This window comes from Bacillus sp. RB3 (assembly GCF_030164735.1).
Lineage (GTDB): Bacteria > Bacillota > Bacilli > Bacillales > Bacillaceae_G > Bacillus_A > Bacillus_A cereus.
The window spans coordinates 1-14,177 of sequence record NZ_JASNGE010000057.1 but is presented as its reverse complement, the minus strand read 5'-3'; the positions used below and the strand labels follow the sequence as shown (position 1 = coordinate 14,177).

Genomic DNA, 14,177 nt, shown 5'->3' with positions numbered 1-14,177 from the left:
AAGGACAAATAAAAAAGGTCCTTAACAATTTATTAAGGACTGCGGAATAACACCGCAATTTAGGTTGGAACCCAATCAGTTTGTAGAAAATAAATCGCGATTATGATAGCAATTGTATTCCCAAAAGCAATGTTTCAAATGAATTTTAACATATCTGGGGGTAACACAATTATAATTTGTAGAGAAAAGGGGGCGTGTAGAATGGAAGAAGGGCGTATTTCCTTTTAGCAAGGGTTTAAAGAATTTCTTATAATGATGGTCTTTTTTTGGTTCATTATGTTTCTCATATATGGGGAAAGCCTGTTACAATAGTAAAGAATAACTTGGGTACAAATTGATAATGAAATGGGGAAATATGCTGGATGAAAGCAACCGGAGTAACTAGAAAAGTGGATGAATTAGGTCGTATAGTAATTCCAAAGGAACTTAGAAATACGCTTGGGATTAAAGAAAAATCACCATTAGAGATTTTTGTAGAAGGGGAAGACATCATTTTACAGAAGTATCAGCCTGGTCATGTTTGTGCATTAACAGGGGAAGTGTCAAATCGTAACATAGCATTAGCAAATGGTAAGATAACATTAAGTCCAGAAGGTGCAGAACTATTACTAAAAGAAATAGAACAGTATCTTGTAAAATAAGTGCTCCTTTCAAGGGGCTTTTTTTTATGGCTAACATAATAATTTCACGTACCGTAATTATATAAATAAAAAAAGCAAAACATCATTTAAAGGATGTTTTGCTTTTTACTGTTGTAAATATGATATGAATTGATTGGCAATTGACTCTAAAAGGGATCTTAGAGTTTGATGGATTGCGGTATTTTTAAAGTCCCCCACACGGGATTTGCAACATTACTCTGTCACAATAGATAAAATCCTCATGTGTAATTATAAAACAAAAAGTGCTTCAAGGTACAGTACATATACTTCAATTTAAGTTCCACATAGGGATACAGCCGAGATATGTGGAAAAATAGGTACATATGGCTAAGTCTATGTAACTATGAAGTATTACTTTTTCATCATGCATGGAGCCTTACAAGTTACTGTCCCCTTGTAAGTTGCCATAATTCCACCAAAATCCGTTACTTTAGTCGAATAAAGAGTTAATATCCCTTTATATCCGTTCTGATCATATGAATAGGTTTTTGCTGGTGATTTTCCCATTGGATAATGGACATCTACGTACTGCGTTTTAGAATATAAATCACCTGCAAGCAATTCTACTTTAGTAGTTGATGCTGCATTAGCATCTATCGGAAATGATAGTACGGTAAAGCTAATGCCAAAAGCTAAGGTTGTAGATAGCAAGACTGAAAGCGCTTTATTTTTCTTCATGACTTAATCCCCCTCATTAATATTTAGTACAATTTAAATTTACTTTATTTTCCAAACTAACGAAAGGGTTAAATGTATTTCTCATCAAGAGATTGAATTTTCAGTCTTCATTTGCCGTTTATTATAACGGTGTTACGAAAAGTGCTTCAAGGTACAGCATATGTACTTCGATATAAAACCCACGTTAATAAATTTTATAGAAAATAAAAATCCGGTTTTCCTGTATTAAAAAATATTTTACAAAGAAAAAGCTGATTTCCTTAACATAAAGAAAATCAGCTTTTGGCGTAGTTATTAATTTAGAAGTTGATTACTTTAAAAGTTTATCAAATATTTTTTCAACTTTATCAGCATCCTTTGATATTGCAAACAGGATATAGTTATCTTTTGTTTTTAAGACATGTTTTTCTATTAAAAAATATTCGTCTGGAAGATAGTCTTTAAAGCTTTTTGATTGCTTTTCGACCCTATTTGAAATTTTCTTTTTAATGTCTTCTACATTTTTCACATCTTTTACTTTCATTACAGTGATTTCATCAGCTTTGATATTTGTAGGAGCAGTATATAACACAAAGCTTTCGACTTCATCCGTATTTATGTTATATAGCTTTTGAAGCTTTTTACTATCTCCTTCCTTCATTTCTTCTAGGTTAGTAACATGTTTAATTTTCTCTCCTATTTCTGTAGCTGAAAGGCTATTAACGTTATTTTTTTTTCCAAAACAACCACTTAAAGATCCTAAAGTAATCGTACAAACTATAATAGTAATAACGAATTTTATATTAAAAAATTTCAACAAATGTGTCATTAGTATAAATTCTCCTTTTATTTAGTTGTTTTAAATATTTAATTTGAACAAGGATTCTAACGCTTTATATTTAATGAATACAGCCATGAACATAAATTAATTAAAGGTGTGGATAAATCTATTTATTCGGATATGTTATTAATAGATGCATCTTCAAAGAAGGTATTTCCATTATAAAGCACTAACATATCATTGATTTTATTTTTCTGTACCAACATATTTAGACTATCTGTATAATATCTAAGATCGACTATATGGATTTCACTAAAATGTGGTAGTAAAAAAGGCATTAAAGAATTTGCATAAGAATCTTTGACAACTAATAATTTTTTTCCATTCGCGTTATTAGTTGTTATTTTCACTAATGGATGATTTCCATTGAAAAATACCGTGTATTTATCTTTTTTCTTGATGTTCTCCATTTCATAAAGAGAGGTAGATGTTTTATTTCCATCAATATATTCCACTTTATATTTTTTCACTTTCTTAGGCTCATATAATTCAATACTATCAGGATCTATATTTCTAAAACCTGCTTTTGAATATAGGGATCCATAAAAACTATTTGTAATTTGTTTAATGTTGAATGACCCATCTTCATTAGGAGTAAATTTCATATTTTTACCCAGTTCTTGATAGGCATAATATGCGCCTTTGGTGGTCCAATGATGATCGGTTTTATAATATATATATTCATCCTTTTTTGAACTCAATACAGGATATACATCTATAAAGTTTATATCCTTATCTAAAGATTTTTTTACTTTATTAATATACGTAAGCTCGTCACCATGAGAAACATAATTTGGGAGTTTATTTTCCAAAATACTAATTGCTGTAGGTACTAACATGACTTGCATTTTCACATTAGGATTAGCAATATGAAAATCATTTATTGCTTCTATTTTGTTTTTTACATCTTGTTCTTCAGGCTTACTAAACTTTTGAAGTAAAAAACCATTTTTACCGATATACACGCCATTATTTTCTTTCTTTCCTAGTGTGTAATCTATATCAGATTTCACATTTATCCAAAAATCCCTGAATGCAAACTGATCAGAAATATATTTTTCGTAGTTAGAAGTAAACTTTTTTTCTATTAGATTTTGAAAAGAGAAAGTTGGGAACTGTTCTAGCTTTCTATTCTCTGCATCTGAAAATGTTTTATTGGGAGTTAGTAAATTTATACTAAACATTCCCCCTATAAATATTGACAATAACCCTGCCATTGTGTATTTGTATATTTTTTCATACTGATTCAAGTAACTCACCTCTTTCAAACTAAATACAAACTCATTGTTCTAAAGGTTTTCATTAAAACCTAAAATATAAGAATGGATTATATGTGTCATTCACTAAATAAGCAGTTGAAAGAACTACTAGTACTACATAGAAAACGGGAATGCCAATTGCACCTGGAAGCTTCAACTTTTCTTTAATATATCCAAACGCTTTTTGGGGAAATGGTGTTGAACAAATTGCTAGGACAATAAATAACATAAAATTAGTTGTTAGATAATATAGCGTTTCATTATCCAAGAAAACAGATTGATTAAACCCAAACATTGTTCTCAAGAAATTCATTGCTACTGCTAAGTTTTCAAATTCAAAAAATACCCATCCAATTAAAACAATGATAAGTGTATACACATGTCCAATAAAGCTCATTCTATTTTTAAGCCATTTTAAAAGAAATAGTTTTTCTAGTGTTACAAATAATCCAAAATACAATCCCCAAACAATAAAATTCCAATTTGCGCCATGCCACAATCCTGTTAAGAACCAAACTATCAATAAATTTCTAAGTTGTTTGATTAATCCGGTCCGATTTCCACCGAGAGGAATATACACATATTCTCTAAACCATGAACCTAATGATATGTGCCATCTACGCCAAAATTCAGTTACACTTTTTGAGATATAGGGATAGTTAAAGTTTTCTGGAAAATCAAACCCAAACATTTTACCTAACCCTTGAGCCATAGCTGAATATCCTCTAAAGTCAAAATAAATTTGGAAAGCAAAAGCAATAATCCCGATCCATGCTGTCAGGATGGTAAGTTCTGATATAGAAGTTGTTTTTACACTTGTCCAAAGAAGTCCTATATTGTTAGCTAAAAGTACTTTTAACGCAAGCCCTTTAATAAATAATTCCATCCCTTGACCAAAACGATCGAATGTTACTTTTCTTTCCTGTAATTGCTTATCGATATCACTGTACTTTACAATAGGGCCTGCAACAAGTTGAGGGAACATCGTAACATAAGTTCCAAAAGAAATAATGTTTTTTTGTGCTTGTACTTTCCCTAAATAAACATCAATTACATAAGACATAGTTTGGAAAGTATAAAAAGAAATTCCTACTGGAAGAGGTAGGGGATCAACCTCAATATTTAAGTTGAAAATCGTATTGATATTATCCACCATGAAACCGTAATATTTGAAGAAGCCGAGTATCCCTAAATTTATTATTATGGAGTTAATAAATATTGCTTTTGTAATACCCTTGCGATCTCTATATTTATCTATAAGTACACCATTAGCATAGTCAAATATGGTGGAGAATATCATAATGACTATATACACAGGCTCACCCCATGCATAAAAAATGAGACTGACGATAAATAATATAAAATTTCTAAGAACTTTGGGTGATACGTAATAAATAACAAGTGTTAATGGTAAAAATAAGAAAAGAAAAATTAAACTACTGAACACCATTGTTCTTTCACCTCCTACAACAGTTTTGTCTGTGTTTTTTATTTAAAATTTACAATTCTCACAGAAGAACTGTAAATTTTAGGTGTAAGCATTACTTAACGGAACTTTTCAATTGTTCAAGTAGTAGCTTGTAATAATCTGCTTTAAAATGTACACCATCTTGATCATGTAAATCTTTGTTTTTTTCAAAGATTGGAGATAAATCAATGTACTCTGCTTTCTCAGCTTTTGCTAATTCTTTAAGTTTCACGTTATATTCATCAATATGTTTATATTGTGGGTATTCCTGTAATACCTTATCTATAACTGGTGTAACAGATAAAAGGTGTATGCTTACATTTGGAAGTTTTTCTTTTATTTTTTGTATTAATTTTGAATAGTTATCTATTGAAAACTTGACTGGATTTTCGATAGGTTTTCCTTCAAGATCCATAGGCATCAGTAAATCATTTGTTCCAAAGCTCATAAAAATATGTTCAGGTTTTTTTTCTACTACTTTGTTAACATCTTCCTCTATAGCCATTGCTGTAACTTTACCTTTGTCAGCAATAATATTTTGATCATCGATTAATTCTTGATCAATCATTCCTTCAGTAATGGAATCACCAAAGAATACACTGTTTTTAAAAATAGGTTTATAAGCACTATTTTTCGATTTTTTTTCATGCACAGCCTCTTGATTGACCTTATTTGCTGTTTTTTCAGTTCCTTTATTTACACAGGCTGCGGAGGATAATGCAATGGTCCCCGTAACTAGACAAACACATACTTTCTTTAACATTTTTATCTTCCTCTCAAATCATTATTTCGTAAGCGATGGTGTATATAGCGATGCTATTTTTATTTTCAATGCGAACCTTTCGTTTACAATATATAGATTAATCTTTACAAGTAAAGATAAGGTGCAGATAAGATAGAAATAATTTAAAGAATGTAAAGTTTGAAAATTAGCTATTAAATAACTTAACAGAAGAATAATTTGATACTTATATTTCTGAGATTGAGTATAAGTGGGGGTAAATAAAAAGGAAGCGAATTCTTGCTAGTTGCAATAGTTCACTTCCTTTTTACATTAGTTTTATATAAACATTACACACATTAAAAGTAGTAAATTAATAATACAAACATGTTTTTGTTTATTTTAATTGATTTTTTAAATATGCCAACCAAATTGGATAGAATTCAGGCTTAAAATGTATGCCGTCCTTAATATAGAGATCTGGATGATCTTTAAATATCGGGGATAAATCGATAAAATTCACTTGTTCTTTTTTTGCTATCATTTTGAATCCTTCGTTAAAATCATTAATATTTTTATAACGCTCTTCTTTTTGTATACGTTCTGGTGTAACTGGTGTAATTGACAGGATATTTATTTTTGTATTAGGTAATTTTTCTTTTATTTTTTGAATCAATTGAGAATATTGGGTTACTGCAGATTCTTTTGTTTCAGTAAGATTACATAACCCAAGTAGAATAAATATATTTTCCGGTTTTTGATTGGCTACTTGCTCTACATTTTCTTGAGCATCTCCAATTGATTTCCCTATACCACTTATAATATTTTCTTCGTCTAATACATCAAGATCATGAAGTCCATCTGTAATGGAATCCCCTAAAAATACACTTGCTTTAAAAATTGATTTAAATGTAGAAGTATCTATATTAGACGAAGAGGGGGACTCTTTTTCAAGGGTGATAGAAGAAGAGTCTATTTTATTGACTGAACTAGTAATGTCTTTCTTACTATCTGGATCCCCGCAAGCTGCTAGGGAAATGATACTTATCAATGAGATTGTAATTTTTTTTAAAATCATATACAATTTCCTTTCTTACAGTGTTTTTATCGGTAAAATCAGGTAACGTTTTTACTGATAAAAACCAATTTTCAAAGATAATTACATACTATAAACGTTGATCTTTCTGGAAATTCAGGTGGAAATGATCTGCATCATTGTATACACCAAATTCATATCCTTTCTCTTTATAAAATTTAATAATTTCAGGAAGAGCTTGTAATGTCTGTGGTTTTTCATGCATCAAAACAACTTCTATATCCTCTGTTGTTTGTTTTTTTACATTTTCTGCAATCTGAGTTGGATTATCTTTTAATTCCCAGTCATGAGAATCAATCGTCCAATCCCAGACTTTTATTCCAGATTCTACAATTTGGTTACGAATTTCTTCGCTTTTTAGACCTGGTGCGGAACCATATGGGGGGCGAACTAATTTAGGGCTTGTACCTGTAATTTCATGTATAAGAGCTAGAGTTTCTTTCATCTCTGGTACAAATTGCCCATTTTTATATAACTTATTGCTATTATGTGTCATACTATGTGCACCAATATAATGCCCCTCTTTTATTGCTCGTTTTACATTTTCCTGAAGACTGGTATTTTGCAAATTACTTCCTTGCATGAAAAATGTTGATTTAACATTGTTCTCTTTTAATACATCCAAAAATTGACCAGTTAATGTGCTCGGACCGTCATCAAATGTTAAGTAGACTACTTTTCCTACAGGTTTTCCATCCGGCCTTTTTTGTTTTGTCGGTGGTGTTTCACTTTTCTTTTCTTGTTGCTTCGTGTTAACTTGTTTAATCCTTTCTTGAGCTATCCCTTTCGCAGGAGTGGAATTAAATTTTCCAATTAAAAAGAACATGAAACAAGCCGTTGCTAGAACAGCTCCTAGCGATATAATTGCCTTAGTTATTACACCTGTTTTGTTCTTATTTTTTGTTTTTTTCATTATTTATCTATCCTTTCTCTATTGATTTTTATATTAATTATTTATAAATCCGAACCTTTATTTGGTTGACTCAGTATTTTCAAGCGGTTCTTATAATAAATAGATTAATAGAGAGGGATAAAGATAAGATGCAGATAATGTCGAAATCAGTTAAAGAATACTTTAATTTACTCTTTAGAAAAGTATTTGCCTCTCTAATAAAGTTAAGTTAATTCCCGAATTCGAGAATTGCTTATACACCGAATAAATAGCGAACAAACATTCAATTGCTGGTGAATAAATATGTATAATATCACGAGCATTAGCCCTATACACCCAAAAAAAATACTATTCTTCCTGATTGAGATATAGAAAGAATAGTATTTTTCTATTTACCTATTTTGTTAGAGTGTAAAATAATTAATAAACGCTAATAAAAATAAAGTGCAGATAAGGTCAATTTTGTTTAAAAATAATAAAAACGTGTAGAACTCAAATACTACACGCTTTTATTTAAATAGAAGAAAAATAATACACCATCTTCAGTATTTGATACACCATATTGTACACTATGCAATTCTAAAATATTCTTTGAAATAGCAAGTCCTAGCCCTGTTCCACCTTTGGAGCGTTGACGAGACGTATCTCCTCGATAAAAACGATCCCATATTTTCGCTAAATGTTCTGGTGCGATATGAGCTCCTTTATTTTCTATACATACTTTCGCACGTTCCTTTTCTTCTATAACCGACACTATAATATTTTCATTTTCTGGTGTGTAACGAATCGCATTGGTAATAAAGTTAGTAATAACTTGTTCTATTCGATGCTGGTTTGCAACAACTTCAATTTTAGAAAGGTGCTTATGGACATGTAATTGCTTAGCCGTTATATCCGAGGATAATTGTTCGCATATGTAATCAATCATCTCATCAATATGGAAAGCATCCATTTCCATTTTATACGTACCAGACTCGAATTTTGCTAACTCCAGCATATCAATAATGAGCATATCCATTTTATCCACTTCTTTTGACATTGCTTTAAAGTAATACTCTTTTTTATTACTAGCAACACCGTCTTCCAAAATTGAAATACAGCTCTTCATTATACTTAAAGGCGTCTTTAACTCATGTGAAACACCAGAGATAAATTCTTTACGTGTATTTTCTAATTGCTTTTCTTTCTCTATGTCTTGCTGTAATTGATTAATATACGAATGTAAAGCTTTAGAAAGTGTATTAATATTTTGTGATAAATCACCTATCTCATCCTTTGTAGTAATAGGTATCGTCTCTGAGAAATCTAAACCAGCAATTTTTTTTGTAGTATCATTTATTTGTAATAGTGGTTTGGCGATTTTTTTTGAGTAATAAAACGATATCAAAACGATTAAAATCAATACAAAGATAATTAAATATACATAATAATCCTTTATCATTTGCACAGCTTCATCAACTGGTTGCAATGATGTCATAGTAAAAATATAGTTTGTCTTACCATTTGCATCTATTATTGGTTTAATTAATAGTTTATATTTAATATCATTTTCTTCATAATCCACTATTTCTGTAGAAGTAATATTATTTGGTTTTTGATTTAATATTAAATCAACCTGAAATTGTTTTATTCTATCTATAAACACACGATTTCCGTAAATAGAGTTAGTTCCTACAATACCCTCCGGTAACTGCACGTTCTTAATACTTCCTAAATATAACTGTGAACTTTCTTTTGAAGATACTGCTTTTGGCCCATATAACCTTTCTGACAGTTTCTTGTTTTCCAGCCTAACATTCATCTCTTTCATTGCTAACATCGCAGGGACTACTATATCACCTTCCTGTACTCCATCGATAATAATATGATTCCCCTGCTTTAAACTATCTTTTATCCTTTCTATATCTTCTAAATTGACTAAACTATACAATGGAATACTAATTACTTTATTAGAAAAAAGCTTGTTTTGAGAAGGATCTAATTGAATGTCTAAAGAAAAATCACTTGCATATTTTATATTGCCTGCACTGTCTAGCGTTTTAATCCATGTCGCATTCTCTTGATAGAAATTTTGTTCCAATTCTTGAATTGCTTTCGCATCATCTCCAGCTTTTTTATATGCTTTTTCAAAGGATTGAATATTTATTTTGATATCATTAACTTTTCGATTCGCGTAGTATTGCTTAAAAAATATGGTTTGTCCAATAAAAATAGTTACTAAAATAAGTGTACATAATGCCGTTGTTAATATAAATAACTTTAATACAATTCCTTTTTTCATACCTGTCCCTCAAATTTATAGCCAGTTCTAACAACAGTTACAATACAAGTTGCTTTTTTTCCTAATTTCTGACGCAGATTACGGATATGACTATTGACAGTACGATCATCTCCAACAAATTCATAACCCAAAATTTTAGTGATTAGTTGTTCTCTCGTAATCACAATCCCTTGATTTTGCATTAAATACGTCAATATTTTAAATTCTGTATGAGTCATACTTATGTCTTCCACATCTACAGTTACTGTACGAGAAGGGAAATGTACATGGATCCCACTACTAGTTAATGTGTCTTCATTAGATTCATTAGTTGCATTAACAGTAGAAGAATATCGACTTTCAATTAATTGTTTTACTCTTGCTAATAAAATAGGTGGACTGTATGGTTTTGTAACATAATCATCTGCTCCTAGTTCAAATCCGAGTAAGATATCATCCTCATCAACCCGAGCCGTTAACATAATAATAGGCACATTAGATGTTTTACGAATTCGTCGACAGACCGTCCAACCATCTAATTCTGGTAACATAATGTCTAGAATAATTAAATGTACCTCATGTTCTTCAAATGTAGACAATGCTTCTTTTCCATCAATCGCTTCTAACACCTTATATCCTTCATTTAGTAAATAATCCTTCATAATTTCACGTAAAATATCTTCGTCTTCCACAATTAAAATTGTTCTTTCCATATTCTATCTTCCCCTCGATTTATTTTCTCGAAAAAATACTTTCTTTTCTAATTTAACCAATTAAAAGTCTTTCACTATTTTCATTATTAATAAATGTAAGATACTTATTTGAGGAGAATAACATGCTGATGTAAAGATAAAATGCAGAGATATTAAAATGGAAAATCTATTGTGAATTTGTATTTGCAGTTGATGTAAGTACATAAAACCAAACTGTAATTTTATAATAAGATTCTTTGTAACAAAAACGATCGTTTATGTTACAAATATCATTGAAAAACACTTATGGGTAAATAATGTATTACTATGACCTAGTTTTACACGTATCTCGACTGAATTTCCCTATTGTACAAGCAGAGTGGACTAGTATAAAATCGTGTGTATGAAAATATATAATGAGTAAATTTTTTAGAACGCCAATAGAATAGAAACGAAATGATATATGAGTTGGGTAAAATGAATTGAATTTCAATTCTAATAGCTGATGATGAAGTGGAAATTGCTGATTTAATTGCGATACATTTAGAAAAAGAAGGGTATCATGTTGTGAAAGCGGCTGATGGAGAAGAGACGATTCGCGTTATTCAGTCTCAGTCAATCGACTTAGTTGTGTTAGATATTATGATGCCAAAAATGGATGGATATGAAGTGACGAGGCAGATTCGTGCGAAACATCATATGCCAATCATTTTCTTAAGTGCGAAAACGTCTGATTTAGACAAAGTGACAGGTCTTGTACTAGGCGCGGACGATTATATGACGAAACCTTTTACACCAATTGAATTAGTTGCACGTGTAAATGCACAACTACGCCGATTTCTTACGTTAAATCAGCCGAAAGTAGTGAAGAATAAATCCGCTTTAGAAATAGGCGGAGTTGTTATTGGCCGTGAGCAAAGAACAGTAAATGTGTAAGGAGAACAAATTGGGTTAACGCCAATGGAATTTGATATTTTATACTTATTAGCGAGTCATCCGAAGAAAGTGTACAGTGTGGAAAATATATTTAAGCAAGTATGGGCAGATGATTATTATGAAAGTGGGAATACAGTTATGGTACACATTCGTACGTTGCGGAAGAAGCTTGGGGAAGATAAAAGAAAGAATAAGTTAATAAAAAAAGTTTGGGGAGTAGGGTATACTTTCAATGGAGGTTTTCGTTCGGAGATGGTTATGCTATTTGCGTTTAGCATGATATTAGCTGCTGGCGTAACGTATATGATGTATGAGGGATTACGGCTCTATTATAAATCAACAGTTCGTTATGAAGATCCCTTAGCTCAATTTCGTTCAATGATAAGGCAAATTGGGGATGTTAACTTCTTTTTAATTATATTTATCCCTCTATCCATTATGTTTTTCTTCTTCCTTACTAGACCGTATTTAAAATATTTTGATGAGATTTCCAATGGGATTCATCATCTTGCAAACGGTGATTTTACAAATCAAGTTCGTGTTTCATCCAATGATGAGTTTGGATATATCGCCTGCGAAATTAATGTAGCGAGTGAGAAATTAAAAGAAGCAGTTGAACGAGGAGATTTTGCGGAAAATAGTAAGGATCGGTTAATTGTTAACTTAGCTCACGATTTAAGAACGCCGTTAACATCCGTTTTAGGTTATTTAGATTTAATTCTTAAAGATGAGAATTTGACGAAGGAACAAATTAAACATTTTTCCAGAATTGCTTTTACGAAATCCGAAAGACTGGAAAGTTTGATTGATGAATTATTTGAAATTACGAGAATGAATTATGGGATGTTGCAGCTTGAAAAAAGACCGATTGATATAAGTGAATTGATTATACAGTTAGATGAAGAATTGTATCCGTTATTAGAAAAAAAGGAGTTAGAGGCGAGATTGAATATGGATCCTCATTTACCTATTAACGGTGACGGGAAATTATTAGCACGAGTATTAGAAAATCTTTTAATGAATGCGATTCGCTATGGGTATGATGGAAAGTTTGTTGATGTGAACGGATATATTGAGAGTGAAGAGGTAGTTGTACAAATTATAAATTACGGAGATAGCATTCCAGAAGAGGAGTTACCGTATCTATTTGATGTGTTTTATACAGGTGATAAAGCTAGAACGGAGCAGAAAGGTGGTACAGGCCTTAGGTTATTTATTGCAAAAAATATTGTCGAGCAGCATAATGGTACTATTTCTGCTGAAAGCAATGTAATTAGAACAACATTTGAAGTGAGATTGCCAAAAGAGGAGAGCAAAGCAATTTAATAAAAATTTAAACTTTACCCTACTTTTTATTTTAATAATTTTTTCTATTCTATACGTAAGTTACGTTAAGGAGGAACTAGAAATGAAAAAGTGGGTATTTATTTCTCTTTTTATATTATGTATAGTCTGCGGAGGCTTTTATATATCACCATTATTTCAAAAGGAGATTGATGTTAAAATTGCAGAAAAAGAAGATAAGGAAAAAGCTGCAAATATTAAAAAGATAGAGGTTACAGAAGAACAAATTTATAAAGGGGATTTATTATTAGTTAACAAAGATTATTCAGTTAAGAAAGATAGTGTTAGGTCTGATATTATAAATGTAGCTCAAAATAGTGAATTAGTAAGAGGCTATGGTGTATTGGATAGAAATATTCGCTTATCAAAGGATATTGTGAAAAAGTTTTTGAACGTTATAGATGCGGCAGGAAAAGAAAGTGTTAATCATTTTTTGATTAGTAGTGGCTATCGGGATTTTCAAGAGCAAAGACAGTTATATGAAGAAATGGGCTCTGATTATGCACTCCAACCAGGATATAGTGAACATAATTTAGGGTTATCACTGGACGTTGGATCAACTCAAGAGAAAATGGAGAAAGCTCCTGAAGGAAAATGGATTGAAGAAAATGTGTGGAAGCACGGTTTTGTGTTACGCTACCCGAAAAATAAAAGTAACATTACAGGCATTCAATATGAGCCATGGCATATACGTTACGTCGGTTTGCCTCATAGCGCAATCATGCAAGAAAAGAAATTTACTTTAGAAGAATACTTAGATTTCTTGAAGGAAAAAAAGGAGATTTCAACTAATGTTGAGGGGAAAGAATATAAAGTTTCTTATTATAAAGTTTCAAACAACACGACCATTAATGTCCCGACAAATCAGCATTATGAAATTTCAGGGAACAATATGGACGGAGTAATTGTGACGGTTTATCAATAGTAGTTTATACTTTATAAATTAAGCCCATATCATTAACTTTAAAACATTTGAGTGGTAAGGATTTTTTATTTTATCTTTAGACATAAAAACTTTATGACGAAGTAGAGAGGATTCTTAAGTTGATGGGCAGGGTAGCACCACATGCTCATCAATTTAACGAATTTCCCGAAAGAATTCTCTTTCCTCAAGCGTGTGAAGGGTCTAGCCCGACGGTAGGTGGGAGATGAATTTCGGTTTGGCGTAGCCAAAAGGTTTTCTTTTTTATTTTGCCTCTGATATAATCAGTCTTATAAATTATAAAGGCTGGTATATAAATGAAATTAGATAGTAATAACCATTCAGTATTCTTGTTGTATTATCACCTTGTGTTGGTCGTGAAATACAGAAGAAATGTGTTTGATGATGATATGTCAGACTATGCAAA

13 protein-coding genes and 1 pseudogene are annotated in these 14,177 nt (G+C 31.0%); 5 read left to right on the top strand and 9 right to left on the bottom strand.

Features of this window, described 5'->3' with window-relative positions; all coding sequences use genetic code 11:
* Positions 1–362: 362 nt before the first annotated feature.
* On the top strand, positions 363–641 hold the full coding sequence (locus QO049_RS29450) for an AbrB/MazE/SpoVT family DNA-binding domain-containing protein (protein ID WP_016513366.1): 279 nt from the start codon (positions 363–365) through the stop codon (positions 639–641).
* A gap of 372 nt (positions 642–1,013) precedes the next feature.
* On the opposite strand, the gene QO049_RS29445 is transcribed toward QO049_RS29450, so the two are convergent.
* From QO049_RS29445 to QO049_RS29405, 9 genes are all read right to left on the bottom strand, one after another.
* Entirely contained in the window at positions 1,014–1,340 is a 327-nt protein-coding gene (locus QO049_RS29445; protein ID WP_284489758.1) for a hypothetical protein, read from the bottom strand.
* Between the two features lie 310 nt (positions 1,341–1,650).
* Positions 1,651–2,148, bottom strand: a complete 498-nt coding sequence (locus QO049_RS29440) for a DUF4358 domain-containing protein (protein ID WP_284489757.1) — start codon at positions 2,146–2,148, stop codon at positions 1,651–1,653.
* Between the two features lie 122 nt (positions 2,149–2,270).
* The gene (locus tag QO049_RS29435; RefSeq protein ID WP_284489756.1) at positions 2,271–3,410 is read right to left on the bottom strand and encodes a DHHW family protein; all 1,140 of its coding nucleotides are present in this window, start codon (positions 3,408–3,410) and stop codon (positions 2,271–2,273) included.
* A 52-nt stretch (positions 3,411–3,462) separates the two neighbouring features.
* Positions 3,463–4,869 carry an MBOAT family O-acyltransferase gene (locus QO049_RS29430; RefSeq protein ID WP_284489755.1) on the bottom strand — a complete coding sequence of 469 codons (1,407 nt, stop codon included), beginning with the start codon at positions 4,867–4,869 and terminating at the stop codon, positions 3,463–3,465.
* A gap of 91 nt (positions 4,870–4,960) precedes the next feature.
* Positions 4,961–5,650 (bottom strand): GDSL-type esterase/lipase family protein, encoded by a 690-nt coding sequence (locus QO049_RS29425; RefSeq protein WP_284489754.1) that lies wholly within the window; start codon positions 5,648–5,650, stop codon positions 4,961–4,963.
* 355 nt (positions 5,651–6,005) lie between these two features.
* Positions 6,006–6,686, bottom strand: a complete 681-nt coding sequence (locus tag QO049_RS29420; protein ID WP_284489753.1) for a GDSL-type esterase/lipase family protein — start codon at positions 6,684–6,686, stop codon at positions 6,006–6,008.
* Between the two features lie 88 nt (positions 6,687–6,774).
* Positions 6,775–7,617, bottom strand: coding sequence for a polysaccharide deacetylase family protein (locus QO049_RS29415; RefSeq protein ID WP_284489752.1), 843 nt, complete (start codon positions 7,615–7,617; stop codon positions 6,775–6,777).
* Between the two features lie 478 nt (positions 7,618–8,095).
* Positions 8,096–9,877: a sensor histidine kinase gene (locus tag QO049_RS29410; RefSeq protein ID WP_284489751.1), complete on the bottom strand. Its 1,782-nt coding sequence runs from the start codon at positions 9,875–9,877 to the stop codon at positions 8,096–8,098.
* The gene (locus QO049_RS29405) at positions 9,874–10,569 is read right to left on the bottom strand and encodes a response regulator transcription factor (RefSeq protein ID WP_284489750.1); all 696 of its coding nucleotides are present in this window, start codon (positions 10,567–10,569) and stop codon (positions 9,874–9,876) included. The genes QO049_RS29410 and QO049_RS29405 overlap by 4 nt, the downstream gene beginning before the upstream one ends.
* A gap of 465 nt (positions 10,570–11,034) precedes the next feature.
* On the opposite strand from QO049_RS29405, the pseudogene QO049_RS29400 reads away from it, so the two are divergent.
* The 4 genes and pseudogenes from QO049_RS29400 to QO049_RS29385 form a co-directional block, all read left to right on the top strand.
* A pseudogene (locus tag QO049_RS29400) lies at positions 11,035–11,721 on the top strand (response regulator transcription factor); the annotation flags it as partial.
* A 15-nt stretch (positions 11,722–11,736) separates the two neighbouring features.
* Positions 11,737–12,810 carry a sensor histidine kinase gene (locus tag QO049_RS29395; RefSeq protein WP_481748642.1) on the top strand — a complete coding sequence of 358 codons (1,074 nt, stop codon included), beginning with the start codon at positions 11,737–11,739 and terminating at the stop codon, positions 12,808–12,810.
* An 82-nt stretch (positions 12,811–12,892) separates the two neighbouring features.
* On the top strand, positions 12,893–13,753 hold the full coding sequence (locus QO049_RS29390) for a M15 family metallopeptidase (RefSeq protein WP_284489749.1): 861 nt from the start codon (positions 12,893–12,895) through the stop codon (positions 13,751–13,753).
* Between the two features lie 314 nt (positions 13,754–14,067).
* Positions 14,068–14,177, top strand: a 110-nt coding sequence (locus tag QO049_RS29385) for a transposase (protein ID WP_170925765.1), incomplete at its 3' end; no start/stop codon positions are given.

Bases quoted from the DNA above. Each gene is read 5' to 3' on its own strand.
- QO049_RS29450 (WP_016513366.1), top strand. From the start codon at position 363: ATGAAAGCAACCGGAGTAACTAGAAAAGTGGATGAATTAGGTCGTATA.
- QO049_RS29445 (WP_284489758.1), bottom strand. From the start codon at position 1,340: ATGAAGAAAAATAAAGCGCTTTCAGTCTTGCTATCTACAACCTTAGCT.
- QO049_RS29440 (WP_284489757.1), bottom strand. From the start codon at position 2,148: ATGACACATTTGTTGAAATTTTTTAATATAAAATTCGTTATTACTATT.
- QO049_RS29430 (WP_284489755.1), bottom strand. From the start codon at position 4,869: ATGGTGTTCAGTAGTTTAATTTTTCTTTTCTTATTTTTACCATTAACA.
- QO049_RS29425 (WP_284489754.1), bottom strand. From the start codon at position 5,650: ATGTTAAAGAAAGTATGTGTTTGTCTAGTTACGGGGACCATTGCATTA.
- QO049_RS29420 (WP_284489753.1), bottom strand. From the start codon at position 6,686: ATGATTTTAAAAAAAATTACAATCTCATTGATAAGTATCATTTCCCTA.
- QO049_RS29415 (WP_284489752.1), bottom strand. From the start codon at position 7,617: ATGAAAAAAACAAAAAATAAGAACAAAACAGGTGTAATAACTAAGGCA.
- QO049_RS29410 (WP_284489751.1), bottom strand. From the start codon at position 9,877: ATGAAAAAAGGAATTGTATTAAAGTTATTTATATTAACAACGGCATTA.
- QO049_RS29405 (WP_284489750.1), bottom strand. From the start codon at position 10,569: ATGGAAAGAACAATTTTAATTGTGGAAGACGAAGATATTTTACGTGAA.
- QO049_RS29395 (WP_481748642.1), top strand. From the start codon at position 11,737: ATGGTTATGCTATTTGCGTTTAGCATGATATTAGCTGCTGGCGTAACG.
- QO049_RS29390 (WP_284489749.1), top strand. From the start codon at position 12,893: ATGAAAAAGTGGGTATTTATTTCTCTTTTTATATTATGTATAGTCTGC.